This is a genomic window from Streptomyces sp. cg36, assembly GCF_041080675.1.
GTDB lineage: Bacteria > Actinomycetota > Actinomycetes > Streptomycetales > Streptomycetaceae > Streptomyces.
In genome coordinates this window covers 8,452,698-8,478,172 of record NZ_CP163520.1, presented here as the reverse complement: position 1 = coordinate 8,478,172, position 25,475 = coordinate 8,452,698, and the positions used below count along the sequence as shown (strand labels likewise).

The window sequence follows — 25,475 nt, the reverse complement described above, 5'->3', positions numbered from 1 at the left end:
CGGGTGCCTGTCAGGCGGTTGCGGGAGCGAGGGTGAGGATTTCGCGCAGTTCGCGGGCGGGAGGGCCGAGCTGGGCGCCGGGCGGGAGCGCCGCGATGATCTCGCGGGCCCGTCTCTCGACGATGGGGGTGCGGTGCGCGGCGGTGATGCCCAGGAGGGTCGCGCCGGCGAGGTGGCAGGCGTCGGTGAGGCTGCCTTCGTGGGCCAGGCACAGGGCGGCTTCGAAGCGGAGCAGGGCGGGGTCGATGCCGGTGGTGTGCGGGTAGAGGGCGAGTGCCGTTTCTTGTACGCGGCGGGCCTGGCTGGTGCGGCCCAGTGCGGTGAGGGTGCCGCTCTGGTAGAGGCGGAAGCGCCGTTCGGGGAAGCCGAAGGCGTCGTTGTCGGCCATGTGGTCTTCCCTGCTGTGCTCGAAGGCGGTGAGGGCGTCGCGCAGGGCCGCGTGTGCCGCCTGGGTGTCGTGCAGTTGGGCCAGGGCGCGTGCCTCGGCCACGGCGGCGAAGGCGGTGGTGCGTACCGGCCGTCCCCGCAGGATGGTGCGGGCCTGGCGGGCCAGGTGGACGGCTTCGGGCAGGGGTCCGTAGTAGAACGGCAGCATCGCGGCCTGCACCCGTACCCGGGCCCGCAGTTCGGGTGTTCCGCTGTCGTCCGCGGCCGTGCGCGCGGTCTGGTACCAGGTCCGGGCACGGGTGAGCTGGCCGAGTTTCATCAGCGCGTCGGCGACGAGTGTGGCGAGCATCGCGGTGAGCTCGGACAGGCGAACCTGCACGGCGGCACACTGGCGGTGCGTGGCCATGGCCTCGATCTCGACGAGCTGGTCCAGGAGAACGGGGAGCATCTGGCGCGGTGGCGTGCAGACGTACTGGTGGCGGGCCCGGAACACCTGCTCTTCGGCCTGCTCCAGCTGGCCGGTGCTGACCGAGCCGGTGGCCAGGGTGCGGTCCACCGAGCGCCGCACCGCATCCACCTGCCGCTCCAGCGGATCGCCCGCCCGACCCGGCTCACGCATCCCGTGCGGGCCCGTGGCGCCGGCGGCCTGCGCCGGGGGGATCTGTCTCGCCGCGGCTCTCCCCGGCGCCAGCCCGAGATCATGGGGCGTGCAGTCGTAGAAGCCGCACAAAAGACCCAGGGCGGCCGCGCGGGGCCGGCGGCCCGTCTCCCAGTGCCCCAACTGGTCGGCGTCGATACGCGGAGCCGAGGCATGCCCCCGGGCCAGCGCGTTCAGCTCCCGTGCCGCCTGCTGCCGGGTCAGTCCGCGGGCCAGACGATGCGCGCGCAGCAGCGACACCCCGCAGTGCTCATGAACCGCCCGGGCAGTCATCCCGACCGGCTCGTCCCGGACGAGCGCTTCCTGCCGGATCCGCCGCGCACACGACGGCCCATGCGCTACAGGGCCCATCCCTACCTCCCCAACGACGTCGGCTTCGGCTCACCCACCAGCCTAGTGACACACAGTCACATCCGGTCAAAAAACAGTGACTTGACGACAAGGAAGCACGCCCCGCTAGTGACTGGCACACCCCGAAGTGACGGATCAGTCAAGCGCCGATTGCCCCAGCCCCGCACCGCGGCAACCCTGGCCCACCCCGGAGAGCCGACCCAAGCCCCCACACCTACTCCGCTCCATCCTTTCCACCGGAGTTCTGATGCCGACCCCGCTGTCCACCACTGCACCCGAGGTGCGCCGTACGCCCGGCGCCTCGGGCGCCACGCCCCAGCAGAGAGGGAGGAGGCGATGAAGGTCCAGATCCCCTTGAGGCAGACGGAAGCCCTTCGCAGTGAGTCGTCGGCGTGCACGGGGCACAACCCCGCGTTTCGCCTGATCACTGACCTGTTACGGCCCGAGGCGGCACCGGCTGCACTGCTACGGCGCGGGCAGCTCGGGCAGCGTCCGGTGAGCATGGGCATTTGGCAGGAGGTGACCTTCTGCTCAGCGCTCCTGGGCGTCCTTCCAGTAGTCCTCCAGCATCTCGCCGGGCCAAGCGGGCTGGGTCACGGGGCCGCGCGGAAGCATCTCCTTAAAGCAGGCGACGAAGTCGATGACCGGTGTCCCGTCGTCGGCGTCGAGGTCGACGACGTGGAGGTCACGGCCGTCGACGCGCAGGAGTCGGGGGAAGCTGGTGGCGAGGCGGGCTGGGCGGCGGTGGTTGTGGTGGACGAAGGTCCCCGTGGCGGGCCAAGCGGGGTTGTCGCGGGGGCTGCGGGCGTGCAGCGCGACGTCGGCGGCGCTGCCCGCGCTGAAGTACCACATGACTTGCAGGTGGGAGAACTCCTCGATCCCTTGCAGAGTCTCCAGCGGGTACTCGGGGCGCAGACGGATGATCGATTCCACGCCGCCCTTGTAGTCGTCCAGGCGGCCCAGGTGGCCGCCGACGACGTCGGCGACGACAGGAAACTCGATGCGCTCCACGGACACGGACGCCCCCTCGTTCTCAATCAGTGGCGGGCCGCCGACCCCTCCGAGTCCTGCGCCCGCGCGATCATGGCCCGGTCAGGCTACGCCCGCGAGGACCGTCCTGGCGCGCTCGTCGATCTGCGCCGCTGCCGGGATGCCTCGGTTGCGGTAGGGGGAGAGCACCCGGCGCATGTTGATCACGGTCTCGCGGGCCCGGCCGGAGTGGATTCCGTCCATCGCGTCCAGGGCCCGCGACCAAGTCTCGCACGCCGCCTCGACGTTGCCCTGCTGGGCCTGTACGGCGCCCATGTACCCGAGTGTTACGGAGTGGGTGCGGCTGAAGGTGTCGGCCTTCCGGGTCTGCACGCTGCGGCGGAACTCCCGCAGCGCGCCGTCAAGGTCGCCCAGCGTCCACAGCGTGCGGGCGGTCTCGTGCGCCAGCGACGCCTCGGCGAAGAACCAGACACGCGACGGCTCATCATCGCCCGGGGTCGCCGAGGCGAGGTCGTCTTCGGCGCGGAGCAGCGTGGCGAGGGCCTCGCGCCTTTGGCCGGCCGCCGCGAGACTGCGGGCCTGCACCACGCCGAGCAGGGCGCGTTCGCGGGGCGTGGCCAGCGTGTACCTCTTGCGTGCGATGGACTCCGTCGCCAGGTCCACGGCCTTTGCCGGGTGGCCGAGGTCGGTGGCCTGGTGGGCCATCGCGCGCAGGATGTGGCCGCCCAGCGGGGCGTCACCGGCTTCGGCCGCCAGCTTCGTCGCGAGGGTGAAGTAGCGCCTGGCCGCCTCGTGACGAGAGGCATCGAAGCTCATCCGCCCCGCGACGTACACCGCCTCCGCCGCGGCGGAGAACAGACTGCGCCGCACCTGATCGGTTGCGAACACGCCACCGACGTAGGCCGCGATGTCGTCGCTGATGTACTGGTAGAGGGCGGTGCGGCCGTCCATCCCGCCGTGCAGCTGGTCCCGCCGGGAGAAGAACTCCGTTGTCTCGCGCAGCGCGCTGACCTCCGCGGTGCCAACCCGGCGGCCGGTCGCCGCAGGCCGGCGCCGGGCCCGCTCGGGGGCCTCGTCCCACCACTGCCGTCCGGGCAGGACCAGAGCGCCCACCGAGTAGGCGGCCCCGGACAGCAGGCGGCGACGTTCCAGATCCACGTTGGCTCTCCCCAGGTCCACCAGCTCGGTCAGCGTATCGACGTGCCATTCGATCGCCGTGACCGCCGCCGATCCCGGCATACAGAGGCCGATCTCGGCAAGGGTGATGGGGCGTTGGAGCCGTCGGGACAACGTCTCGCACAAGATACGGGGCGCCCTGCCGCTCGGGCGCGTGCCGCTGACCCACATCGCGACCTGCGACCGGCTGGTGCCGAGCAGTTCCCCGGCCCGTGCCTCGGCAGCGACGCGTACGAACGCCGCGGCCACCTTGGTCTGCGACCAGCCGGTTTCGGCGATCACAGCGGCCAGGTCCTCGTTCCGCTTCCGCGCGGCACTGCGCATCAGACGCCCCTGTTCACAAGGGTACAAAGTTTGACGGGTTTGACGGCCTCCCCCGCCACGCGGGGATACCGGCCCCCCGCCCCGAGCGGTTGGCTCATGGTCAACGAAACCACTAACTGCCCTTCCCTGGAGGGGAGTCCGGTGAACACCCGCCAACTGAGTGGCGCCGACCCGACCCGAAGCGCCCCGCCCCGCCCCACCCCGCCCAGCAAGGCGCTTCCCCGCCCGCCCTGTCCCTGCCCGCGCGCGTTGCGCCCCTTGGAGTTGTGATGTCCACCGCCGCTGTCGCCCCCGTGCCGAGCCACCTCCAGGAACCTGGCGGCACGGCCCCCGGGGCGACGGCGCCCGCGCTCCCGGTGCGCCGACAGCCGGGTGCTTCGGGCGCGCTGCCCCGTGAGGCGTGGGTGCCGGACTCCTCGGCCGTGGTCCTGCAGCGGCTGCTGGGGGCGCTGCACGGCACCGGGCGCGGTGACACGGCCGCCCGGATGCGGTCCCTGCTGAGCGACGCGGTCGACCAGCTCGCAGACGCCCCCTCCGCGAGCGCGCAGGAGGCGCTGGGTGCGGCCCGGGCAGCGTTGCAGTATCCGGCGGGAGACGAACACGAGTTGCGGGTGCTGACGCAGGCGGCGCAGGCTCTGCTCCCGTTCAGCCTGGACCCCGGGCATGTACCGCAGCAGCCCGCCGCTGCCGAGGCGGGCGCGGTCTACACCTGCTCCACCGCCACGGATCCGCCGCGTGTCCGGGACCGGATGAACCGGCTGTATCTGGCCTGTGCGCGCAGTGACGGCGAGGTCGTGGCCAGCGCCATCGACGTGTGCGCTCCCGAGGTGCCACTGGCCCAGCGTCCGCAGTGGCGCCGGCACATCCTGCCCGGCCTGGCGGACGGCACGGTCACGCTGCTCGTGGTGCGGGACCGCGAAGACCTCCTCTCCCCCGCACCGTTCACTGACTCCGCGGCGTACGAGCAGGCATGGGGCTATTTCGCGGCGTGGTTCACCGCGCGCGGGGTGCGCCTGGTGTTCCGTACCCGCCACGCAACTCCCCCGCAGGTTTCTCCTCTTGGTGAAGGGTCCCGGTCGTGAATCCCCCCACCCTGCTCTCCCTCCCCACCCGTGCCCGCTACACCGCGTTCTCCGGCTCCTCCCCCGCTTGGGGTGCAGGCCACGGCATTATCGACAGGCAGCCGCCCGGGGACGAGGTGTGGTTCCAGCGTGCGGGCGTGGTCGAGCTGACGGCGGCGGACCGCGTGTGGCCCAGCTGGTGCCGCAAGGTCTGCGCGGCCACCTTGCATCGCTGCAGGGCCGCGGAGCAGACAGCGCCAGGAAAGCTGCTGGTCAGTGAGCTGGTCACCAACGCGCTGCAGCACGGCGACGCCTGCCGGCCGATCGGCATGGGCGTGTGGTGCTCGCTTTCGGTGGTCCGTATCGAAGTCGCCTGCTTCGGCACACCCTGGGTCCCGCCGGTCACCGATGCCGGGCTGTACGGGGAGAGCGGGCGCGGGCTCCAGCTGGTCAACGCGTGCGCGGACCGGTGGGGCATCACGCCCGGCGCCGACCGCGCGATGGTCTGGTGCGAACTGGACCGCCACCAGCACGGACAGGCCGCGTGATGACCATGCCCCAGCCCCGCTGCACCCCCGGTGCCCCCGACGCCGTCCAAGTCCCCGTGGAGGGCGGGCGGAGGAGACCGCTGCGGTTGTTCACCCGTCACGACCGGCGCGTGCTGGAAGGGGTGGCCCAGGGGCGCAGCGCGCGCGACCTGGCCGAGGACGGCCTGTATCCGACGGAGAAGACCGCCCTGGGAGGTGTGGGAGCACTCGGCCGCGCGCTGAGCGGTGGTGAATTCGTGCGCTGGTCGCGCATCGTGCACCTCGCCGTCCTGCACCGCATCCTGACGCCAGCCCCGAACCCGGGACCGGGACCGGATGGAGATGCGGAGCAGGGCCCGGCGGTGGTCCTGCCGCCCTATCAGCTGGATCTGCTGCGTGCTTATGCGGCCGGGATCGTGCTCGCCGAATACGCCCACCGCAGCCAGCACCGGGTGTCGTTGTGCGAGGCGAGGGAGCTGCGTGCGCTGCTCTGTTTCAGCCTGGGCGCGTCCGGCTCGGTGAACGCCGTCTACCTCGGCCACCGCCACCGTCTGCTCGACCTGGTCGACATGCCGACCGTGGCCTTCGGGGCGCCCAGCCTGTCTGCCACCGAGACGGCTGGTCCCGTGTCATGAACACTCCCCGCCCGGATGCCCGGAAGTCCTGTGATCCTCCGTTCGACCTTCCTCTACGCCGTACTCCCTGTGTACGGGGTGGTGCTGGCCCTGTCGGTACGGGCGGCGCGCCGCCGACGGACGGGGCCACAAGGTGCGCCGTCCGGCGATGCACCGTTTCTGTGGCTCTACCTGCGCAACTGCGCGGCCTTCCCGCTGCTGTGCCTGGCCCTGATCGCGCTGATCGGTGTCTTCCCCGGACGCCTGCCCTGAGCAGCCCCCCACAGGCCACCCACCTGCACCTGCACCTTCGACTTTCGACTTCGACCGTTCCTGGAGGACGGATGCCTGCTCTGGAGAATCCCGCGACGAGCATCCCGTTGGCGTTGCCCCCGGTGCTGGCGGCGGCCCGGCGGGCCATCCCGGCGGACGGCGGCAGCGAGCTGGTGCTGGACTTGAGCCCGGACACGGTGCAGGTGGTGCTCACCCCAGCCGGCCCGTACTCCCGGCGCATCCTCGCGGCCGTGGAACAGCGCACAGGACGGGATGCACTCGCCGTCGTCGCAGAGCACCAACCCCTGTTCTGGCACTGGCTCATCGCCCCCACGACGCACTGGACCGAGGCCCCCGGGCGCACCTTCCGCTTCGCCCACGGCACGCTCGTACTGCCTCCGCTGACACGTACGGGGCCGCCCGGGACGTACTGGATCCGCACCCCCGGCAGCAGCCTCCTCGACCCCGCCGTCCTGCGCGAAGCCGTCCGCGAGACGGAACCCAGGTGATGGGCCTGTCCCCGAGGCAGCGGAGCGGACGCGAGCCCCTCCAGCGCAGCCTGCCACGGCACCGGGTCGGCGAGCCGTCGACGCGAACCGGTCACGCGCCGACCGCGCGGCCCGGTCCACGGCCCGCCAGCGCCCCCTCTGCCGCTCTGTGTTCCCGACCAGCCCACAGTCCCTCCTCCCGCCCTCTCCGACCGCTCTGCTGCGTGAGCGGCAGGGCCGTGGAGCACATCCACTCAGACCGCGGCGCCGACGACGCCGCGTGTCGTCCGTGCGGTGAGCGCGCCAGCGACCGCCGCGCTTTCCTTCCAGGGAGGTCCTTTGATGGCCAGGCGCCGCAGCACCACCGAAGTGCAGGCAGCAAAGAACACCGTCGTTGCTGCCCGGGCCACGGTGATCAGGCGGTACGAGGACGGCGAGTCGATCGCCCGCCTGTCCGCCGACCACCAGGTGGATCCCACCTGGCTGGGCGGGCAGCTGCGCGCGTGGGGCGTGCAGCTGCGGGACCGCTCCGCGGCTGTCCGGCTGAGCCGGTGAACACCCCGCGCGCGTGCACCGTGCGGCGGCCGATCACCACGGCCGGCCGCCCCCAAGAGGACGAGGCCGAGCGATGAGCACGCACCGTTGTGACAGAACGCCCCCTGTGGCGCTGTCCCGCGACGCCGCGAGGGGCGCTGCGCAGCCACGGCGGAACCGACCGCGGCCATCGTGCCCGCTCCGCAACGCGGCGCGGTGCGGGGGCCGATTCCGATCCCTTCATCGACGCGGTGGCTGGAGAGCGATGTATGTGATGCGGCCCGGTGATCCCGCCGACGCGGACGAGATCACCCAGGTGCTCGACGAGCGCTTTGTGCACCACTGGAAGCGGCACGGACACGGCATCCCTGAGCTGGGTGACCGTCTGCGTCGCCTCCTGCTGCATCCCGGGCAGGGCGGTGAGCGGGTGTGGGTGTTCACCGATGACAGTGCGCGGTGCCGGCCATTGGCGGGTCCGGCCGCCCGCTACGAGGCGGGGACGCGGGGCGGGGCGCCGGTGGTGGGCTGTCTGACGCTGAGCGACCAGCTGCCCGAGCCGCAGCTGTGGACGGCGGCGGAGGGCCGCGAGACCACGCTGAGCATCCCCGCCTTCTACTCCCATCCGGGCCCGCAGCTGCGCTGCACGGGGGCGCTGATGCACTGGTGGATTCTCGACCATGTCGCCCGCTCCTATCCGCAGGCCGACTGGCTGCGCTGTGTGGTCCCCCATACGCGTCTGATGCGCCACCTGCGCGACCGCTACGGCTGGGAGTACGTGCGCAGCGCTGCAGCTTCAAGCGGCTCGGCGGTGCACCTGATGCAGCGCCGCCCCCACGCCCAGCAGGATCTGGCCCTCCTCATCACCACCACGGAGCCGATGCCGACGCCAGATGGCGGCGGTGCGGGTCCTGCGGGTGCGCCGTCGTGCGATGCCGTCCGGGAGTCCTCGTGAAGAGTGTGCCTGCCGCGGTCGTTGTGGTCCTGGGGCCGCCCGCCTCGGGCAAGACCAGCGTGGCGGTCGCGCTCGCCGCCTGCGGTGCGGCCGTGTTCCGGCCGCGCGAGGCAGCCCGGCGCCTGGCGCAGACGGAACCGATCATCGCCGCCCTCCTCGACCCGGGCCGCGGCCCCGCCGGTGAGCTGCCCGACCTGCTCGCACACGACCTGGCCCGCACCGCCATCGACAGTGCGGCGGGCCGCCCCGTCGTGCTGGAGGGCTATCCCCGCAACGCGGCGCAGGCCGAGCTCCTCAAACGGTGCGTGCGCTCCCGGGGGCGGCGCCTGTGTGTCATCGAGCTGACGGCCCGCCCCGGCACCCTGGCAGCCCGCCTCGCGCGCCGACGCGCCTGCCCTGTTTGCAGCGCGATGCCCGCTGGTTCTCCTGAACCCGGCGGGGCGGCGTCCGGGCCGGGGCGGTGCGCGGACTGCGATGTGCCGCTGGTGGTGCGGGACACCGACCGGGGCGAGCACGCCGAACAACGCTTTGCCCACTATGCCCAGCACCTGGCCGCCATCCGGGCCGTGCTCGCCGACGGGGATCCAACGGCGTGGCACACGCTCACCACCGACCCCGGCTCCCCCGACGCCAGCACCTGCGTCCTGGACCTCCTGCCCGCACCGGCCGGAAACGGGAGAGGACTGTGACCACGTCGAACGGACTGCCCGGCTGCGAGATCTGGTTCACCCGCCACGGCCATCCGGCCCCCACCCCGCTGGACCTCCAATGGCCCCAGGCGTGCGCGGAGCTCGGCGTCGCCGCTCTCACACCGTGGAGTCTGCAGGCCCTGTCCGACCCCGTTGCCCGCATCACCACGGAACTCGTGGCCAACGCCGTGCAACACGGCCCGGCCGGGCATCCCGCACAGATGTCCCTCACCCGCCCACCCGGCATCCACACAGCCGTACGGATCGCGGTCACGAACACCCCCCGCTGGCAACGACCCGATGGTCCCGCCGGTCACGCGAGCGGTGGACTGGCGGTGGTGGACCGTCTCGCCACGTCCTGGAAGATCGCGCCGGGCCTGGCCAGCACCACCGTGTGGTGCCTCATCGACCTCCGCACCACCCAGAAAGACCCCAGTACCTCAACCCATCTCGCCCCGGACGTGCCGGAGTTACCCCGATGAACACCCGACCCCTGCGCAGCGCCACGGCCCCCGGCTTCACGCCTCCTCGTCCACCGAGGAGAAACGCATGTATGTGATGCGCCTGCTCACCGCTGCGGATACCGCTGCCGCGGTCACGCTGGTCCAAGACCGGGTGCGCGCCCTGGACGCCGAGCTGCCCGGCGAGGGCGCTGCCGTCCCGCTGCGGATCGCCGCGTTCCTCGGCACGCCCCCCAGCGCGGGCGGATGCGTGGCCGGTCTCTTCGACGACGATCTGCTGCGCGCCGTCGTGGTCCTCGCCCGCGAAGACCGCACTCCCGGCGTCGATTTGGACGCCTGCGGGCGCCAGCGGCAGCGGCGGGTGCTGGAGGTGGTCGAGGCATACACCCATGCCAGGATGCGGCATCTGCGGCTGGGGGTGCTGCTGTCGATGTGGGTCAGCGACCAGGCCGCCTGCCTCACCCCGCCGGCGTCGCGTGTCACCGTGAGCGTCCACGACCGGCGCCTGGCCGACTACCTGTGTCAGATGTGCGCCTGGGAACTGGAGCGGCAGGCACAGGACGGGGGCCGTCAGGTCCTGTTCCTGCACCGGGCCGCCGAACGGCTCCCCGCACTCGACCAGGCCATCCTCACCGAGGCGGCGCTGCGCACCGCCCTCAAGACGCAGGGACCGCCCGTGGAAGGGGTGCGGTGATGGGGCGGCGCGGCAGGGTGGGTGAGGAGACGATGGTGCCGGTCTACCATCCGGCCGGGTTCGACATGCCGCTGCGTACCGCGCTGGAGGAGATGGGGGCGGCCCGGTGGGCTGCGATACGCGATCTTCTGCACGCGACCGGGCGGGACTGGGTGCTGCGCACCTCGCGGACCCAGGTCCTGGCCGCGGCCGCCGCGCGTACGGGCAGCGACGTGGTGGGGGCCTGGCTTGCCGAGGAGCCGCACTGCGTGGACGCGCACGTCATGCACGCCCGGGTCCTGGTGCAGCGGGCCCTGGACGCGCACCGCCGCCGTCAGACCACTGCCCCTGCCCTGGTTGACGCGGCGTATGCCAGCTGCGAGCACGCCCATGAGCGCGCCCCGGCGGACCCGGTGCCGCTGATTGCACTGCTGGCGCTGGGAGTGGCGGACGCCGGCTTCCGCAATCCCGCCTACTGGCAGAAGGCGAGCGAGCCGATGCTGCCCCGGGGGCCGTGGAAGCTGTGGTCGGCCATCTGGCAGCGACACCCCTGCAACCGGGAGGCCGCGCACCAGATGCTGCGCTGCGTCACCCGGCCCGGCTCCGGCGCGGGCGCTGCTGACTTCGCCCGTTGGGTGAGCTCATGGGCGCGCCCGCGACAAGACGCTGCGCTGCTGATGCTGCCGCTGTATGCCGCCGTGGAGTCCTTCCGCCACGACGGGGACCGCAATCCGCTGCTGCGCCGCCAATGGGCGCGCGACCCGGTCAACCGTGACGTCATGATCGCCGCCGCCGGCGCGGATCTGCGCGCCGATCCGCACGTGTCGGTCGCCGACCTCAACCACCTGGCCCACGCCCTGTTCACAGCCGGTGAATACGTGCGGGCCGGGGCGGTCTTTCAGGTCCTGGACTGCCACTTCACCCGCGCCCCCTGGGCCTACACCACCACAGACCCCTCCCAACACGCGCTGGCCGCCCACGAGTTCCTGCGGGCACGTGCCATCTGCCTCAGTCCCGCACGCACCACCCGACCCCCAAACCCTCAAACTCCTCCCCGCCCCTCCTGGTCCTGGCCCTGACCAACAGGTCCCCGGCCTCGGTCCCTGATCCGTGTTCCTTTCCGTTCTCTTGGAGGTTGTGTTGTCTTCTCCGTCCTTACCCCCGGCCAGACGGGCCGCGTTGGCCGATGATGAGCGGCTGCGTGAGCTGGGCTATACCCCTGAGCTGTCCCGGCGGATGGGCCGGTTCGGGAACGCCGCCATCTCGTTCTCGGTGATCAGCGTCCTGTCCGGGTGCATGACGATGTACGGCTTCGGCATGGGGGCGGGCGGGCCCGCCGTCATGCTGTGGGGCTGGCTGGCCGTGGGTCTCATGGTCTGCTGTGTGGGGGCGGCACTGGCCGAGGTCACCAGCGCCTACCCCACCAGCGGCGGCCTGTACTTCATGGCGGACCGCCTCGGCGGCAGAAGGTGGGGCTGGTACACCGGCTGGCTCAATTTGCTGGGCCTGCTCGGCGGCATCGCCGGGATCGACTTCGGCGCGGCCCTGTTCACCGGCGCGTTCTTGAACCTGCAGACCGGCTTCACCCCCACCCCCGGCAAGATCATGGCCATCTACCTGGGGATCCTCGTGCTGCACGCGGTGCTGAACCTGTTCGGGGTGCGGCTGATATCGCTGCTGAACGTGGTGAGTGTGTGGTGGCACCTGGCGGGCGTCGTCCTCATCGTGGGCGCCCTCACCCTCGCCCCCACCCACCACCGCTCCCCCAACTACGCGTTCACCGCGTTTGTGAACACCACCGGCTGGTCCTCCAACGGCTATGTGATCCTGCTCGGGCTGCTGCTGGCGCAGTACACGTTCTCCGGCTACGACGCCTCCGCCCACCTGTCGGAGGAGACCACCCACGCCGCCCAGGCCGCCCCGCGCGGCATCATGAGCGCCATCACCTGGTCCTGGGCCGCCGGCTTCATCCTGCTGTGCGGGCTGACCTTCGCCATCCACGACTACACAGCAGTGCAGAACAGCGCACTGGGTGTGCCTCCGGCGCAGATCTTCCTCGACGCGCTGGGGGTGGGGTGGGCGAAGGCGCTGCTGCTGGTGGTGATCATCGCGCAGCTGTTCTGCGGCAACGCCGAGACCGCCGCCTGCTCCCGCATGATCTTCGCGTTCTCCCGGGACAACGCCCTGCCCGGCTCCACCCGCTGGCGCACGGTGCACGAACCCACCGGCACACCCCGGGCCGCGGTATGGCTCTCGGTCACCGTCGCCGCCCTGCTCGCCCTGCCCTACCTCTACAGCCCGACCGCCTACGGTGCGGTCGTCGCCATCAACGTCATCGGCATCACCCCCGCCTACGCCATCCCCATCTACCTGCGCCTCCGCAAAGGCCGCGCCTTCGAGCCGGGCCCCTGGAACCTGGGCCGCTGGAGCGGGGTGGTCGGGACGGTCGCGGTGGTGTGGGTGGCGTTCGTGACGGTCGTCTTCTGCCTGCCCCAGAGCCATCCCGTCACCATCGACACCTTCAACTACGCCCCCCTCGCCCTCCTCGTCGCCCTCGCCCTGGCAGCGGTGTGGTGGAAGGCGGCGGGCAAGGGCTACGAGCTGCCCGCGGTCCCGGCCAGCGGCACCCTCGCCGAGATCCAGGACGAGGTGGTCTGAATGCCTCCCCTGTTCAATCCCCGCAGGGGCGCCGAGTCCGAGCACCCTGGCGGCCCGCTTCTCTCCTCCGCCCGCATGGCCGTCCCGTCCCGGCCGCTGTCCCCCGCGTCTTCTCCTCGGGAGGCCCTGGCCGCAGCGGTCGGGGACGGCCGCGTCGAGACGGTGGTGTGTGCGCTGGTCGACCCGCACGGACGGCTCGTCGGCAAGCGGTTCGGTGCACGCCACTTCCTCAACGAGGTCGTGCCGCACGGCGCGGAGATGTGCGCCTACCTGCTCTCCAGCACGATCGACATGAACCCGGCCCCCGCCGGATCGGGCCTCGCCTCCATGGAGGAGGGCTTTCCCGACTTCCGCGTGATGCCCGACCTGGAAACCGCGCGGACCGTGCCGTGGCTGCCGAAATCCGCGCTCGTCCTGGCCGACGCCTTCACCGGCCGGGACGAGCCGGCCGTACTCAATCCGCGGGAGGTCTTGCGGCACCAGCTTCGCCGTCTGGCCGCCCACGGACTGCACGCCCACGCCGGCCTGGAAACAGAGTTCGTCCTCTACCAAGGTGTGTACGCCCCCGGCCAGACGGTCGGCGGGCCCGGACTGGCGCCGCTGACCCCGGGCGGCGACTACGGCCTCAACCAGCCCCCCGCTTTCACCCGCTACATCCACCACCTGCAGCACGCTCTGGCAGCGGCGGGTATGCCGGTGGAGGCGGTCAAGACCGAGGCCGCCGCCGGGCAGATCGAAGTCACCTTCCCCTACGGGGACGCCTTCCAAGCCTGTGACCAGCACGTCATGTTCAAGCACGCCGCCCGCACCCTGGCCCGCCAGGCCGGGGCGCAGGCCACCTTCATGGCCGCGCCGCAGACCGGCGTCGGCAGCGGCCTGCACCTGCACGTCTCCCTCACCCGCAACGGCACCCCCGCCTTCCCCCACCACGAAGGAAGGGTGCTCTCCCAGACGGGGAAGCGGGCGATCGCGGGGATGCTGGATGTGCTGCCCGAACTGGCGGTGCTGTATGCGCCGAACACCAACTCCTACAAGCGCTACCTGCCCGGCTCCTTCGCCCCCACCCGCATGACCTGGGGCATCGACAACCGCACCTGCGCGGTGCGGGTGACCGGCCAGGGCCCCAGCCTGCGCACCGAGATCCGAGTTGGTGGAGCGGATGCCAACCCCTACCTCGCGATGGCGGCAGTGATCGCCGCCATCGTCCACGGCCTGGAATCCACTCTGGCCGTGCCGCCGCGCTGGTTCGACGACGCCCACACCGCGCGCGACGAACCGGAACTGCCCGCGAGTCTCGACGAAGCGCTCCGCCTGCTGGAACACAGCAAGCCCGCCGAGCACGCATTCGGGGAAGAGACCATCGACGCGTTGGTCCACCTTGCTGCGGCCGAAATCAGCCACCAGCACAGAACGGTCACCGACGCGGAACAGGCCCGCTGGTTCACCCAAGCCTGACCCCCGACGGCCCGGCCCCTCACGGCCGGGCCGCCACCCCCGGTACATGCCGGCCATCTCGCTTTCCAGGGACTTGTCGTGGAGTTATGTCTGACGCGGTCAACGATCGCCCCCACCGCCCCGCACCATGTCGTCGCCCGCGCGGCCGCCGAGGCCGGGTTCCGTTACATGGACATGTCCGGGCCGCACTGGTTTCCCTCGCCCACGGGACCGGCGACCTGCACGGCCTGGGCATGCGTGCGGCGGCGGCCCTCTACGCCGCCGCGCACCTCCCCTGGCGCGCCCGTACCGGTGCGGCCCTCACCGCTCTCCTGGACGGGTGGCGGCTGCTCGGCCACCGCGAGCCGGTGCCCGCCAGCCGATGGCACCCGGCGCACCCCGACCGCAGCAGCCCGCCCCGGTATTCAGGCGCCTACGCGCTCCTCGCCACGCCCCCGCACTCCCCCCTCCGCCTCCCCGCCCTGTGAGAGTGATCATGACCGTGACCTTCCCCAGCCCGCCGGTGGGCCTGCTGGTCCTGGGCGCCAGCCTGACCCAGATGCGCCGCCGGTGGGGCGTCAGCCGCGCCCTGGCAGCGGCCGCCGCCCGCGTCTCCGCGGCGGAACTCGCCGACGGTGAGAGCGGCCGGGCAGCTCCCCCGCAGGCAAGCCTGGACCGCCTGCTGCGGCTGTACTGCCAGCCCCCTCACGTGCACGAGATTCTGGCGGGCTGGGCCGCAGCCGGCCGTGATGAGGCCCCGGGCCACACCCTCACCGACGCCGCCGTCGGCTGGCAGCCGCGGCTCGCAGCCCTCGAAGGCTGTGCGCTCCGTATCCGGGTGTTCAGCGACCGGGCCGTCCCCGCGCTCGTGCGCACCCCCGCTTACGCGGCCGGCCTGGAACGGCTGCGCCCGGCAACGGTGCTGGATCACAGCAGCGCCCGCCCTGGGCAGCGGCCTGGCGTGTTCGACCATCACACGTGGGAGCACGCCGAGGTGATCCTGGATGCGCCCGTTCTCACGCGCCGGGTCGCTGGTGCACCCGGTATGCCCGATCCGCTGGCCGACCAGCTCACCCATCTGTGCACGGTGGTTGACGAGCGGCGCGCGGACATCCGCATCATCCCCGCCGCAACCGCCCGCCCGCAGCGCTCCCAGGGCAGTGACCTCCTCCAGCTGACCCTGCCCGGCCCCCACAGGCCCGCCGTGTGGGTCGAGGAGAGCTCCGCCAGCGCCACCTACCGCAACGGACCCCCCGGCATGGAACAGCAGCACCTTCTGGACGAGTTGGCCGCTCGGACGGCGGACGGGGCAGGCAGTGCCACGCTCCTGCACGAGGCCGCCGCGAACTGCACAGCACACACGCTTCCCCCGGTCCAGCGGCCCGCCCACACGGCCGGCCCCCGTCATGCTCTCGCCTCCTCGTCCCGGCGCCAGCCATGAGGGCACCCGCTGCCTCCACCACCCCGCTCGGGCCGCAGATGCTGGTGGCTGTTGACCGCGCTGCTGACCTGCTGTGCGCGCGGATCGCGGACGGCACCTACCGCCCTTCGACGTCCACCCCTGCTCTGGTGCAGCTGGCCGCCCAGTTCGGCGTGACGACCGGGATCATGCACCAGGCCGTACGCCGGCTGAAGCGGACCGGCATCATCGCCACCTGCCGCCAGGGCCGGGCCGTCATCGCCGACGCCGCCTGCGAGGAGCTGGAAAGGCGGGCACTCGCCTCCTGCCCCGCCCCGCAGCCGGGGCCGGAGCCGGAGTCGGAGTCGGCGGTGAACCGGCAGATTACTCAACTGGCCGCCCGCATAAGGGGCGACATCGCCTCGGGTGCCTGGCTCCCGGGACAGCCGCGCACGCGCCGTGAGCTGCGCGAGGGCTACCAGGTGCCCGGCCGGGTGGTGGCGGGCGCCGTGCGCCGGCTCAGGATCGAGCAGGTGGTGAAGGTGCGCCGCCGGGTTGGTGTGCGTCCCCTGCCCGGCCCCCCGTCTATGGCCGGGCCACACCAAGCTGCAGCCGAGAGTGACACGTCCCCGGCCGGGTCGGTGGAGGCGTCCGCGCGCCTGCCGCGAAGGGGCACGCCGTGCTGAACGATGTCACCGAAGGGGATCGCGGTGTGCCGTCGTGGAGGGGGCCGGGTGCGCGTGTGGATGTGGGGGGCGAGTCGTTCCTGCGTCCCGATGCGGCGCGCGTGTACCGCTGGCTCAGTACGGGCCGCGGGGACTTCGCAATCGACGACGCCTTCGCACAGCGTCTGGCCAACGTCGACGACACGGTCCGCACGGCGGCCGTCATCAACCGCCTCCACCACACCCTGACCGCCCAATTCCTGGCCGGGCGGGGCTTCACGCAGATCCTCGATCTGGGCTGCGGCTACGCCGACGACTGGTCACGGGCCCTGCAGCGACGCACGACGCCGCTCCTGTCCAACGTGCTGCCCCAGGCCACGATCGTGCACGTGGAGATCGACGCGATTGCCGCCGGGCATGCCCAGAGCACCATGGCCGGCCTGCACGGCAACCCCGGCGTCCTGCACGCCGACATCCGCCTCATGCCCGAACTGCTCGCCCACCCGATGATCGCGGACCGGTTCGATCCCAGCCGCCCCATCGCCGCCCTCCTCCACGACGTACTGCCATGGATCGGCAACGACCAGGAGGCGGCGAACGCCCTCACCGCGCTGCGGGCATGGCTGCCGCCGGGCAGCGCTCTCTCCCTCACCCACGCCACCAACGACCTCTCCCCCACGCCGCACACACGGGACCAGCTCACAGCCCTGTGGGACGAAGAAGCATCCTGCGCCTTCCGCCCGCGCACCCGCGACGCGATCGCCGCACTGCTGGGCAACTGGCCGCTGCTGGCCCCGGGGCTCGTCCCCACCGCACGCTGGCATCCCGGCCATCCCCACACCCGCGCCCCCGACGCACACTCCGGCGCCTACGCCGCCATCGCCGTCACACCATGACCCGACCGTAAAGGGACCGGATCTCCCGTGTATTTGATGACCTCACTCGCGCACGTAGAACGCCGCCCAATCTCCACCCTGCTGGCCGCCCGGGAGGCGTGGGCCGCGCGGCAACCGGGCCCGCAGACGGGCCAGATGCTCGCCATGGCGAGCCTGCTCGAAGACCACCATACGCACACCGACTTCCTCGCCCTGCTCGAAGACGGCGAACTCGCCGGCATCCTCACCCTGGTCCGGGAAACCCCCCTCATCGGATGGACCGCCGCGGAACAGCAGGAACCCGCACTCACCATCACCGCGGCAATCACCCATCCCGACCGGCGCGGCGAACGCCTCGCCCGCCTTGCCTCCCCGTGGCTGAGCAACACCGCGGCCCGCCTGCCCGGCCAACTGGCCTGGGTGCGCTGCGCGGTACCCGATGACCGGCTCGCCGCCCACCTGCGCACGACGTGCGGCTGGGAACAGGTCTGCTGGATCCGCTCCCCCGGACTGGGACACACCCACCTGCTGCAGCGCCGCGCCGAGCCCGTCCCCCGCATCGACCGGATCATCGCGACCAATACGGAGCTGACGGTATGACAGTTGACACCGGACGGTGCCAGGCCCCACCCGTCGCCCAGCAGGTCGGCGCACGAATGATCCAGTACAGCGCTCAGCCCCCCACCCGGCAGCTTCGCGGGTTCAGCCCGCACCCCGCCTGCGCGGGGACCACGTAACGGTGGTTGACCAGCCGGAAGTTGATCTCGGCTAACCCCCGCCTGCGCGGGGACCACAGGCCGCCGCGGATGGTCCGCCAGTCCGGCACCGGTTCACCCCCGCCTGCGCGGGGACCACAACTCCCGCCACCGACAATTCCGTTGGCATTACGGTTCACCCCCGCCTGCGCGGGGACCACCCCCCGTCTGGCCTTCGGGCCGGGCGGGGGCGCGGTTCACCCCCGCCTGCGCGGGGACCACGCGAGCGACGCCGCCACCGACCCCGTGTGGGACGGTTCACCCCCGCCTGCGCGGGGACCACTCAGTAGTGACGTCGAGACTGCGGCCGTTCCCCGGTTCACCCCCGCCTGCTCGGGGACCACAACACAATCCGGGAGGCAGCCGTGCGCATCACCGGTTCACCCCCGCCTGCGCGGGGACCACATGTCGATCCAGGAATTGCCGAGCTCATCCAGCGGTTCACCCCCGCCTGCGCGGGGACCACGCCGCCGCCTCCGCCGCGCCGATCGACTCGGAAGGTTCACCCCCGCCTGCGCGGGGATCACAGGCGCTGACGATCTGGGGGGGTGGGGACGATGAGGTTCACCCCCGCCTGCGCGGGGACCACGCGTTGAGCGCGTCGAACATGTGGGTGCCGTACGGTTCACCCCCGCCTGCGCGGGGACCACGACCGGCTTCAATGCGGTGGTGGCTCTGAACACGGTTCACCCCCGCCTGCGCGGGGACCACCCGTCAGGACTGCGGGGCGGCTCCGCAGCGTGCGGTTCACCCCCGCCTGCGCGGGGACCACGCATCCTCGTAGCCCGGCAGCAGGGACCGGAGCGGTTCACCCCCGCCTGCGCGGGGACCACCGTACGGACCAGGCCCGGTCCGGGCGGCCCCGCGGTTCACCCCCGCCTGCGCGGGGACCACTCTTCCTGACCTGGCCTTCTATCTCGGGTTTGCCATTTCTTGACTCTCTTCCGGGCGGAACGCGACGAGTGTGAGGCCATCAAGATCTACGGGGATGCGGCGACGTTCGCCGGCGGTCTGCAGCGTGAATCCCTGTTCGTTGGCCTCTGGATGGATGAGTACTGCGGCTCCGCTGCCGATGGAGCCGCTGACGACTCGCCAGAGCTCATCGCGGACACGCGCGGAGAGGGTTCCTACGTAGAGACCCGGGGTGGGTTCGATCATCCAGCGGGTCAGCGCGCCCCGTACGTGGTCGGGTACTGCTGTGGTAGCCAGGACCGTCAGATTGGGCACGGTCAACCGCCTTCCGTCACTGGATCCCTGACATCACTTCGGACGCCGCCTCCATGTCTGTCGGCAGTGCTGTCTCGTCCCGTGTCTGAGGACTCTGTGCCTGTCGTCGTCTCTTGGCTGTGGGAAGACGTCAGGGACGATGTGGCGGCTACTGGGGCGTAGTTGACTCCTGCGGGCACCGAGCCGACGTCAGGGTCCCAGAGATTGACGAGTTCGACTTCCTGCCCGTCCGGGATGGCATGAGCGTCGTCGGGTGCGAGGAGGGACTGTACGTCGGTGACGATTCTCGGCAGCAGCTTGTACAGACGCAGTCCCTCGCGGAACCCTCTTCGGGCCATGGCTTCGGGGTGGGACGCGTCGTGCAGAGCGAAGGCCAGCGGGATGGTGATTTCCGCCTTGTACAGGTCGGCGATGTCGTAGACGAAGGCGTGCTGTTTGCCCTGGTGGACGAAGCCGAGCGCGGGTGAGCATCCGAGGGCGGCGAGGGCGGCGTGCACGATGCCATACAGGCAGGTGTTGGCGGAGGACAGGGCCAGGTTGACGGGGTCTTGGTCGTCCCAGGCGGCGGGGTCATAGTTGCGGCGGAAGCGGCCGATGCGGTGCTGCTGGGCGAGCAGGCGGTAGAGGGCTTTGACGCGTTGTCCCTCCAGGCCCCGGAGTTTGTTGAGGGGGGTGGAGGCGGGTACGGGGGTGTCGAAGCGTTTGAGGTACATCTGCCGGGCGACTTCCAGGCGGCGTTGCGGGTCGCACCACTGGTGGACTTGGTGTTCGAGCCAGCGGGTGGTCAACGCGTCGGATGTGGTGGTGGAGTAGCAGCGGACGCCGCCGGATCCGCTGCAGACAACGGTGGTGCCGTGGCGGGCGAAGGTGGCCAGTGCCGGCTGGGTGATGGAGGTGCCGGGGCCGAGCAGGACGCAGGAGAGCGCTGCGGTGGGCAGGTAGACGCGGGTGGTTTCGCCTTCGGCTGTGGTGGTCTCGGCGCAGACGCCGGTGTCGTCCTGGACGATGCGGACGACGTCGGCATACAGGAAGGAAAGGGAGTCGCCGACGCGCGGCAGCATGGCGAGGGTGGGTGCGGCCATCCGGCGCCGTGCCGTGGCCCCGGTTTACCTCCGCCTGCGCGGGGACCGTAGCTGCTCTATTTAGTTCACAATGAGCACACGCGGTTCGCCCGCTTCTGCCTCGGGGACCTGGGTCCAGTAAGCCCACCGAGAAGGCCGGTACGTGGATTCCGCCCATCCTATCTACAGATTCCCGGCAGACGTTCAGTTCATCTGAGAGCCCATCACTCACAACCGCTGTTGTATGGGTGCAAGTGTCAGCAGGCCGCATCCGTGGGCCTTGCCCCGGCCGATACCTGCCGCGACCTTCTCGCGGAGCAGGCCGGCGTCGAGGACTCGGGCGGTCCCGTCGAATCGGGTGCGGGAATGCTGGATTCGCTGCTTTGCGGCGGCACCTTTCGAACCTCGAGGTCCGCGGACCGCGTCGAGCGGCTGGGCATTGATGTGCAGAGGTTCCAAACCAGCGGCGGCGGACTGGCGTTCCCACCATTCAACGGCAGCATTGCCGCTCAAGGCGACGACCGGAGGGAGGTTGTATGCCTCCCGAGAGGTCATCCCTGGTTTGCGCACGGGATTGGCCACGCAGCGGTAGTTGACGATCTGCCCCTTGTGGAGTTGTGCCAACAGGTCGTCAAGGATGCGCGTTTCGACTTGTCCGTAATCCGCCGGCAGGCGGGAGGGGGCGGGCTCGAGGCGGCTTTGCAGGAGGATCTGCGGTCCACGGACGGTTTCCTCGGCACGGAACAGCACTCCGAATGCGGCCCGGGCCGGGCCTTCGGCTCCGTCGGGGAACATCTGCAGCACCCGTTGGTGCAATCGGATGCCCTGGGCGTTTCCGCTGAGATCTCGGCGGGCCTCGGAAGAAGTGGGTGAGGGCAGGATGCGGGTCAGCCAGACAGTCACCAAGTCCTCCTCTCCGGAGGGGAGATGTGGGTATCGATATACCTTTGAAGCATCTTCAAATAGCCGGTGCCGAAGCCTTCGTATCCTGCCTCCAGAAGGTACGCGGCACGCCGGTACAGCGGCCGGGGCTGGTACAGACGCTCCAGCGGGGCGAACGACATCGGCTCGTCGGTGACTTCGCCGCTGTGGTGGTCACCGTCACCGCTGTCTGGGGCGTTGGTGCTCACGGGGAGTGCTCCGAGCGGTCGGTCGCCGTAGAACTCGATCGGCTGCGGGCCGCCGTGCGGCCTCTTGGCTGCCAAGGGCATCCGGACCAGGTGCTGCAGCGGATCGTCCACGGTTCCCAGCAGTACCGGCCCCTCTGGCGGGCAGGAACGGCGGCCGAGAAAGAGGGGCCAGCGCGGGTCGCGCAGGGCACCGGCGCATGAGGCAAGTAGTTCTTCATCGTCGCTGGTGAGCGCGAGGGTGAAGGCAGCGTCGGCCAGGTACTGACGCCGGGAGACCACAGTGCTCTTGTCTTTGGGCCGGCGTTCCCCGTCCACGGTGATCACTGTCTCATCGGCGGGTAGCCCACCGCCTACGGTGTGGTAGTCGGACAGCACGACGCCGGGTCGGTCGACACGCACCGTCATCGACAGTTGTGTGAGGTCGTCCACGCGTGCCTGGCGCTCCCGTCCGAGACCTGCGGCGAGCATGCCCACGACGCCGGACCGGGTGGGGAATCGTGCTGTGTCGCGGCGCTGGAATTTGCTGTGGGTGCCCCAGGACTGGAGTGGGCCTGCCAGGCGCAGCAGCAGACCGCGGGAGGGGGTTTCGGTCACTGCGGTGCCTGGGGGAGAGCGATGTCGATGGTGGTGGTGACGAGTGCTCCGAAGGAGGCGTGGCGCTCACCGAGGTGCTCCAGCTTGTCGAAGTGGAGGCAAGCGTGTGCCCCGTGCAGGACCCGCTCGGGGCCGAGGAGCGTGTTGGCGGCCTTGGAGTAGGCGTCGATGCCTTGCACGGAGCGGTTGACGTAGCCGCCGCGTTCGGCAGACTGTACGGGCTCTTCGAAGGCTGCGGCGAACGACAGGGGCCGGTCGGAGCGGACGGCCAGGTGGACCAGGTGCGGGAGCGTGTGCGGGGCCGTGGAGTTCTTCTTCGCCTGCGGCAGCGATTCGATGAAGGAGAGCAGGAACTGGCTGGCGAGCTCGCGGGCCGCCTCCAGGGCCGTGTCGTGGTCGTCGCCCAGGTTCTTCATGAGTTCCTGGAGATCGACGGTGGCGAACCGGTAGAAGGTGCCGGTGCTGAACTCGGCGGTGCCCATATGACCGCTGCCGGTTTCGTCGCCTCTCATCGCGGTGACGTCGTCGACGGCTGCGAAGTAGTCGAGTTCGATCTCGGTGGTGTGCGTGGTGAAGGCATGCGCGACCTGGACGGCACCGTCGACATCGGCACGGTCTACCTCGGCGAGCATGCGGCCGAAGAGGTTGATGACGCCGTTCCTGTCGGTCAGGACTTTGTCGATCTTTCCTTTCAGGGCGCTCTCGGGCTTGGTCCTGCCCTTGCCGGTAAAGTCCGTGGTGAGCATGTCCTTGTGGGCTTCGGCGATGTCAGCAAGTTCCTCGACAGCGCTTTCAGTGAGGTAGACGAGTGTGTTGGTCAGAATCTTGTTCGGGATGGGCTGGTTGTCTTTCCCCTTGGCCACCTCCCACTTGATGCTGCTTCCTGCCGCAACATGCGCACCCGCGCGCTCGGCAGGGGCGTTGTCCCATCCACGGTTGCGGAGCACTTCGGCGACCCGCTCGCCGATGCGGCGTGTGCGCAGCGCGTTGTCGCCGAGCGCGTCCTGGAAGTGCTCGCGGACGGCCCGCTTCCAGGACTGGCTGGAGATGCGGGTACGCAGGGCGTCGCCGTAGAGCATGGTTTTCACCGAGTTGGTGTCGTCCCGGTTCAGGTTGGCGTAGGGGACGGGCTGGATGACGTGGATGTCGATGAAGCGTGGCCTGCGGTCCATCAAGATCTCCTGTGGTGAGGGGTTCAGTCCTGAGCGGCGCGGGCGGTGATCCGGTAGAAGTCCTGCAGCCAGCGGCGGCTGATGCGCCCGGACCGGTAGGGCCAGTCGATGAGGTCCGTCAGTAACTGGCCCCAGTCGATGGCGGCGTCGGTGGTGCGTACCTGGTTCACCGCGGCAGGGAGGTGAAGGTGGATCCCGCGGAGGCTCTGCCGCGTCAGGAGATTGAGGCGGCTCTCTGCAGCGCTCATCCGCATGGAGGCGCCCTTCGCCATGACGGCATGGCCCAGCGTGGCGCCGAACGAGGGGCCGTAGGGGGCGGGCTCGGGCGCGGCGGCCCTCTCGTCCGGGCTTCCGTCCTCCTGAAGCACTTGCTGCGTCACTGCTTCCACATCGTCGGCGGTGTCTTCGTCGTCTTCCTGCTCCGTCGCGAAGGCGTGCCGGGGCTGGGCCGCGATCAGGGCGGCCACTGTGTAATGCGCCTGCGCTGCCCTGTCGTCGCACCCCTGCGGCAGCAGCGGCGTCAGCAGCCGGTGCATGGCGCGGGCGCGGGGGTGGTTCAGATCGCGGCGCAGTCCCGCGCGCAGCGCTGCGCGGGCGCCGGGGTCGGTGCGGCACAGGCGTTCGACATCTGCGGTGAATGCGGCGTACGCAGCACGATTCCTTTGGTGCGGGTTCGCTTCAGGGGCTGGGAAGGTCATACCTGTCCTCGGGTCGGCGGACGACGGTCACCACTTCTTGGCCGCCCGGGTCGTCTGCGGTTGCTCCATCGCCTTGTGTGGGTCCTTCAGGGCGGCCAGGATGATCGCTTTCGCCCTGGCGACAGCCTTCGCGCCTCGGGCGGTGCGCGTCACGGAGTCGGTCACCATCTCGTAGGCATCGAGCGCATGTCGCCCGAAAGCCCTGCATGTGGCGTCAAAATCGAAGCCGGAACCCTCGAGACCGTCAGAGCGGGTCAGCTGCCGAAATCGTGACCAGAACTCGTCCTCCGCCGACGGCCAGTACCGTGCCGCGACTGCGTCCAGCCATGCTCCCGGATCGTTCTTCTTGTCATCCGTGTACTTCCGCCAGGCTTCTTTCGTGGCCTGCTCCAGCCGGCCCCCGAAGAGCTCGCCGAGTTCGCGGAGCTGACGCACGGGCAGGTCTATGTTCGCCACGTCTTCCTCCACCCGGGTCAGGAGAACCGGGGTCGTGGAGTCGACGTACTGGTGGTTCACCGCCTGGCTGGTGTCCTGTTCAAAGCCGAGCGCGCGTACGCGCAAGTACTCGCTGACGTCGAAAGCGTGATCCATGACCCTCGGCTGGATGGGGCTGGAGTCGTCCAGCTGCTTGAGCAGAAGGGCGTCGATGTCCCGCCACAGAGATCGGGAGGCGCGCGCGGGCCGGGGGAAGGTCTTCCCGTCCTTGCCGATGTCCCAGATCAGGTAATCGTCTTCCGGCCGGATGCGTTCGGTGTCGTAGGCCCAGGTGATGTACGCGTCGGCGGTGTGCTCGCCATCCTCGTCAGGGACGAGCAGGAGAGCGTGCTGCGAACAGGCGGTGAGCCGGGAACAGGGACCCTGTGGCTCGGGCATCGGCTGAAGCGGGTCCGGGAGGTCATCGCGCTCCCAGGGACACAGGTCGCTCTGCCGTCTGACACCGCCGTCCGGCGGTGTCAGACCTGCCAGGAGCGTGAGGAAGAGGTTGTCGCACTCCGGGTGATACGACAGCGCACCGCGCAGTGGGGAAGCCTTCGCGTAATGGTGGCTCACCTGGCCGACCTCACGCCTCGAGAGGCCGCCGGGGGATCCCCAGTAGTGCCAGGTCAGCAACGACAGTGCCGCCTGCGAAAGGCTGGGGAGTACGAGCTGGTCATGGCTCCAGTGCCCGAACCAGGAATGGTTGTTGCCCGCAGACCGGCTCATGACCAGCTTGTGGACCCCGGCGGTTCGGTTCCTGTCGCACTGGTCAGGCAGGCGGGGGTCCTGCATCCAGGGGCGATCACGACCGAACAGGTCGAATCGGTGGGTCCACTGGCCGAGGTAGCCCGCGATGCCGGCCTTGCGGCCGTCGGGGAGGTCGATGCTCTGCTCAGGAAGACCCTGCTCAAGGATTTCCTCCCGCCGATCGCCCCAGCTTCCGGGACCGGCCTCGTCCAGCGCGGTGATCCGGGCCGTGAGCGCGTACAGCAAGCGCAGCATCGCAGAGTGAGCCGGAGCCTCCGGGATCAGCAGCGTGCGGATCTCTCGGGCGTGCAGGAACAGGCTCCTGATGCCCACGTGCGATGGGCCTGACTTCCCCTCCAGCCATGCAACCGGAATCCATGGCTGTTCAATCAGATTGGATACAGGCGCGGACACGCCCCTCCCCC

28 protein-coding genes are annotated in these 25,475 nt (G+C 70.6%); 18 read left to right on the top strand and 10 right to left on the bottom strand.

The features are described 5' to 3' along the window. Positions 1 to 10: 10 nt before the first annotated feature. From AB5J87_RS37325 to AB5J87_RS37315, 3 genes are all read right to left on the bottom strand, one after another. On the bottom strand, positions 11 to 1,318 hold the full coding sequence (locus AB5J87_RS37325) for a helix-turn-helix domain-containing protein (RefSeq protein ID WP_369383202.1): 1,308 nt from the start codon (positions 1,316 to 1,318) through the stop codon (positions 11 to 13). 609 nt (positions 1,319 to 1,927) lie between these two features. Continuing rightward, the gene (locus tag AB5J87_RS37320; protein ID WP_369374138.1) at positions 1,928 to 2,413 is read right to left on the bottom strand and encodes a TrmO family methyltransferase; all 486 of its coding nucleotides are present in this window, start codon (positions 2,411 to 2,413) and stop codon (positions 1,928 to 1,930) included. A gap of 75 nt (positions 2,414 to 2,488) precedes the next feature. Continuing rightward, positions 2,489 to 3,886 carry a Tat pathway signal protein gene (locus AB5J87_RS37315; protein ID WP_369383201.1) on the bottom strand — a complete coding sequence of 466 codons (1,398 nt, stop codon included), beginning with the start codon at positions 3,884 to 3,886 and terminating at the stop codon, positions 2,489 to 2,491. A gap of 269 nt (positions 3,887 to 4,155) precedes the next feature. On the opposite strand from AB5J87_RS37315, the gene AB5J87_RS37310 reads away from it, so the two are divergent. The 18 genes from AB5J87_RS37310 (at position 4,156) to AB5J87_RS37225 (ending at position 17,789) form a co-directional block, all read left to right on the top strand. Then, positions 4,156 to 4,968: a hypothetical protein gene (locus AB5J87_RS37310; protein ID WP_369383200.1), complete on the top strand. Its 813-nt coding sequence runs from the start codon at positions 4,156 to 4,158 to the stop codon at positions 4,966 to 4,968. Further along, positions 4,965 to 5,495: an ATP-binding protein gene (locus AB5J87_RS37305; protein ID WP_369383199.1), complete on the top strand. Its 531-nt coding sequence runs from the start codon at positions 4,965 to 4,967 to the stop codon at positions 5,493 to 5,495. The genes AB5J87_RS37310 and AB5J87_RS37305 overlap by 4 nt, the downstream gene beginning before the upstream one ends. 86 nt (positions 5,496 to 5,581) lie before the next feature. Continuing rightward, entirely contained in the window at positions 5,582 to 6,109 is a 528-nt protein-coding gene (locus AB5J87_RS37300) for a hypothetical protein (RefSeq protein WP_369383198.1), read from the top strand. A 30-nt stretch (positions 6,110 to 6,139) separates the two neighbouring features. Further along, the gene (locus AB5J87_RS37295) at positions 6,140 to 6,361 is read left to right on the top strand and encodes a hypothetical protein (protein ID WP_369383197.1); all 222 of its coding nucleotides are present in this window, start codon (positions 6,140 to 6,142) and stop codon (positions 6,359 to 6,361) included. 71 nt (positions 6,362 to 6,432) lie between these two features. Then, a complete protein-coding gene (locus AB5J87_RS37290; protein ID WP_369383196.1) occupies positions 6,433 to 6,870 on the top strand; it encodes a hypothetical protein in 438 nt (145 codons plus the stop codon). Positions 6,871 to 7,191: 321 nt separating this feature from the next. Then, entirely contained in the window at positions 7,192 to 7,404 is a 213-nt protein-coding gene (locus tag AB5J87_RS37285) for a hypothetical protein (protein WP_369383195.1), read from the top strand. A 244-nt stretch (positions 7,405 to 7,648) separates the two neighbouring features. Beyond that, positions 7,649 to 8,335, top strand: a complete 687-nt coding sequence (locus tag AB5J87_RS37280; protein WP_369383194.1) for a hypothetical protein — start codon at positions 7,649 to 7,651, stop codon at positions 8,333 to 8,335. Further along, positions 8,332 to 9,024: a nucleoside monophosphate kinase gene (locus AB5J87_RS37275; protein WP_369383193.1), complete on the top strand. Its 693-nt coding sequence runs from the start codon at positions 8,332 to 8,334 to the stop codon at positions 9,022 to 9,024. Before AB5J87_RS37280 ends, AB5J87_RS37275 begins: the two co-directional genes overlap by 4 nt. Further along, on the top strand, positions 9,021 to 9,506 hold the full coding sequence (locus AB5J87_RS37270; RefSeq protein WP_369383192.1) for an ATP-binding protein: 486 nt from the start codon (positions 9,021 to 9,023) through the stop codon (positions 9,504 to 9,506). The genes AB5J87_RS37275 and AB5J87_RS37270 overlap by 4 nt, the downstream gene beginning before the upstream one ends. A 67-nt stretch (positions 9,507 to 9,573) precedes the next feature. Further along, positions 9,574 to 10,179: a hypothetical protein gene (locus tag AB5J87_RS37265; RefSeq protein WP_369383191.1), complete on the top strand. Its 606-nt coding sequence runs from the start codon at positions 9,574 to 9,576 to the stop codon at positions 10,177 to 10,179. A gap of 35 nt (positions 10,180 to 10,214) precedes the next feature. Beyond that, entirely contained in the window at positions 10,215 to 11,237 is a 1,023-nt protein-coding gene (locus AB5J87_RS37260) for a hypothetical protein (RefSeq protein ID WP_369383190.1), read from the top strand. Positions 11,238 to 11,394: 157 nt separating this feature from the next. Next, positions 11,395 to 12,816 (top strand): amino acid permease, encoded by a 1,422-nt coding sequence (locus AB5J87_RS37255; protein ID WP_369383766.1) that lies wholly within the window; start codon positions 11,395 to 11,397, stop codon positions 12,814 to 12,816. Between the two features lie 75 nt (positions 12,817 to 12,891). Further along, positions 12,892 to 14,271 carry a glutamine synthetase family protein gene (locus AB5J87_RS37250; RefSeq protein ID WP_369383189.1) on the top strand — a complete coding sequence of 460 codons (1,380 nt, stop codon included), beginning with the start codon at positions 12,892 to 12,894 and terminating at the stop codon, positions 14,269 to 14,271. Positions 14,272 to 14,504: 233 nt separating this feature from the next. Continuing rightward, positions 14,505 to 14,738, top strand: coding sequence for a hypothetical protein (locus tag AB5J87_RS37245; protein WP_369383188.1), 234 nt, complete (start codon positions 14,505 to 14,507; stop codon positions 14,736 to 14,738). A gap of 8 nt (positions 14,739 to 14,746) precedes the next feature. Then, on the top strand, positions 14,747 to 15,691 hold the full coding sequence (locus tag AB5J87_RS37240; protein WP_369383187.1) for a Scr1 family TA system antitoxin-like transcriptional regulator: 945 nt from the start codon (positions 14,747 to 14,749) through the stop codon (positions 15,689 to 15,691). Beyond that, positions 15,688 to 16,335, top strand: coding sequence for a GntR family transcriptional regulator (locus AB5J87_RS37235; protein ID WP_369383186.1), 648 nt, complete (start codon positions 15,688 to 15,690; stop codon positions 16,333 to 16,335). Before AB5J87_RS37240 ends, AB5J87_RS37235 begins: the two co-directional genes overlap by 4 nt. Before the next feature lie 56 nt (positions 16,336 to 16,391). Then, the gene (locus tag AB5J87_RS37230) at positions 16,392 to 17,210 is read left to right on the top strand and encodes an SAM-dependent methyltransferase (protein ID WP_369383185.1); all 819 of its coding nucleotides are present in this window, start codon (positions 16,392 to 16,394) and stop codon (positions 17,208 to 17,210) included. Between the two features lie 36 nt (positions 17,211 to 17,246). After that, positions 17,247 to 17,789, top strand: a complete 543-nt coding sequence (locus AB5J87_RS37225) for a hypothetical protein (protein WP_369383184.1) — start codon at positions 17,247 to 17,249, stop codon at positions 17,787 to 17,789. A gap of 1,067 nt (positions 17,790 to 18,856) precedes the next feature. Here AB5J87_RS37225 and cas2e read toward each other — a convergent pair. From cas2e to casA, 7 genes are all read right to left on the bottom strand, one after another. Further along, positions 18,857 to 19,171, bottom strand: coding sequence for a type I-E CRISPR-associated endoribonuclease Cas2e (gene cas2e / locus AB5J87_RS37220; RefSeq protein ID WP_369383183.1), 315 nt, complete (start codon positions 19,169 to 19,171; stop codon positions 18,857 to 18,859). 2 nt (positions 19,172 to 19,173) lie between these two features. Beyond that, positions 19,174 to 20,253: a type I-E CRISPR-associated endonuclease Cas1e gene (gene cas1e, locus AB5J87_RS37215; protein WP_369383182.1), complete on the bottom strand. Its 1,080-nt coding sequence runs from the start codon at positions 20,251 to 20,253 to the stop codon at positions 19,174 to 19,176. A 207-nt stretch (positions 20,254 to 20,460) separates the two neighbouring features. Continuing rightward, on the bottom strand, positions 20,461 to 21,135 hold the full coding sequence (gene cas6e / locus AB5J87_RS37210; RefSeq protein ID WP_369383181.1) for a type I-E CRISPR-associated protein Cas6/Cse3/CasE: 675 nt from the start codon (positions 21,133 to 21,135) through the stop codon (positions 20,461 to 20,463). Continuing rightward, the gene (cas5e, locus tag AB5J87_RS37205; RefSeq protein ID WP_369383180.1) at positions 21,132 to 21,956 is read right to left on the bottom strand and encodes a type I-E CRISPR-associated protein Cas5/CasD; all 825 of its coding nucleotides are present in this window, start codon (positions 21,954 to 21,956) and stop codon (positions 21,132 to 21,134) included. The genes cas6e and cas5e overlap by 4 nt, the downstream gene beginning before the upstream one ends. Beyond that, positions 21,953 to 23,128 (bottom strand): type I-E CRISPR-associated protein Cas7/Cse4/CasC, encoded by a 1,176-nt coding sequence (gene cas7e / locus AB5J87_RS37200; RefSeq protein WP_369383179.1) that lies wholly within the window; start codon positions 23,126 to 23,128, stop codon positions 21,953 to 21,955. Before cas7e ends, cas5e begins: the two co-directional genes overlap by 4 nt. 23 nt (positions 23,129 to 23,151) lie before the next feature. Then, entirely contained in the window at positions 23,152 to 23,826 is a 675-nt protein-coding gene (gene casB / locus AB5J87_RS37195) for a type I-E CRISPR-associated protein Cse2/CasB (RefSeq protein WP_369383178.1), read from the bottom strand. A gap of 27 nt (positions 23,827 to 23,853) precedes the next feature. Next, positions 23,854 to 25,464, bottom strand: a complete 1,611-nt coding sequence (casA, locus tag AB5J87_RS37190) for a type I-E CRISPR-associated protein Cse1/CasA (RefSeq protein WP_369383177.1) — start codon at positions 25,462 to 25,464, stop codon at positions 23,854 to 23,856. Positions 25,465 to 25,475 lie beyond the last annotated feature (11 nt).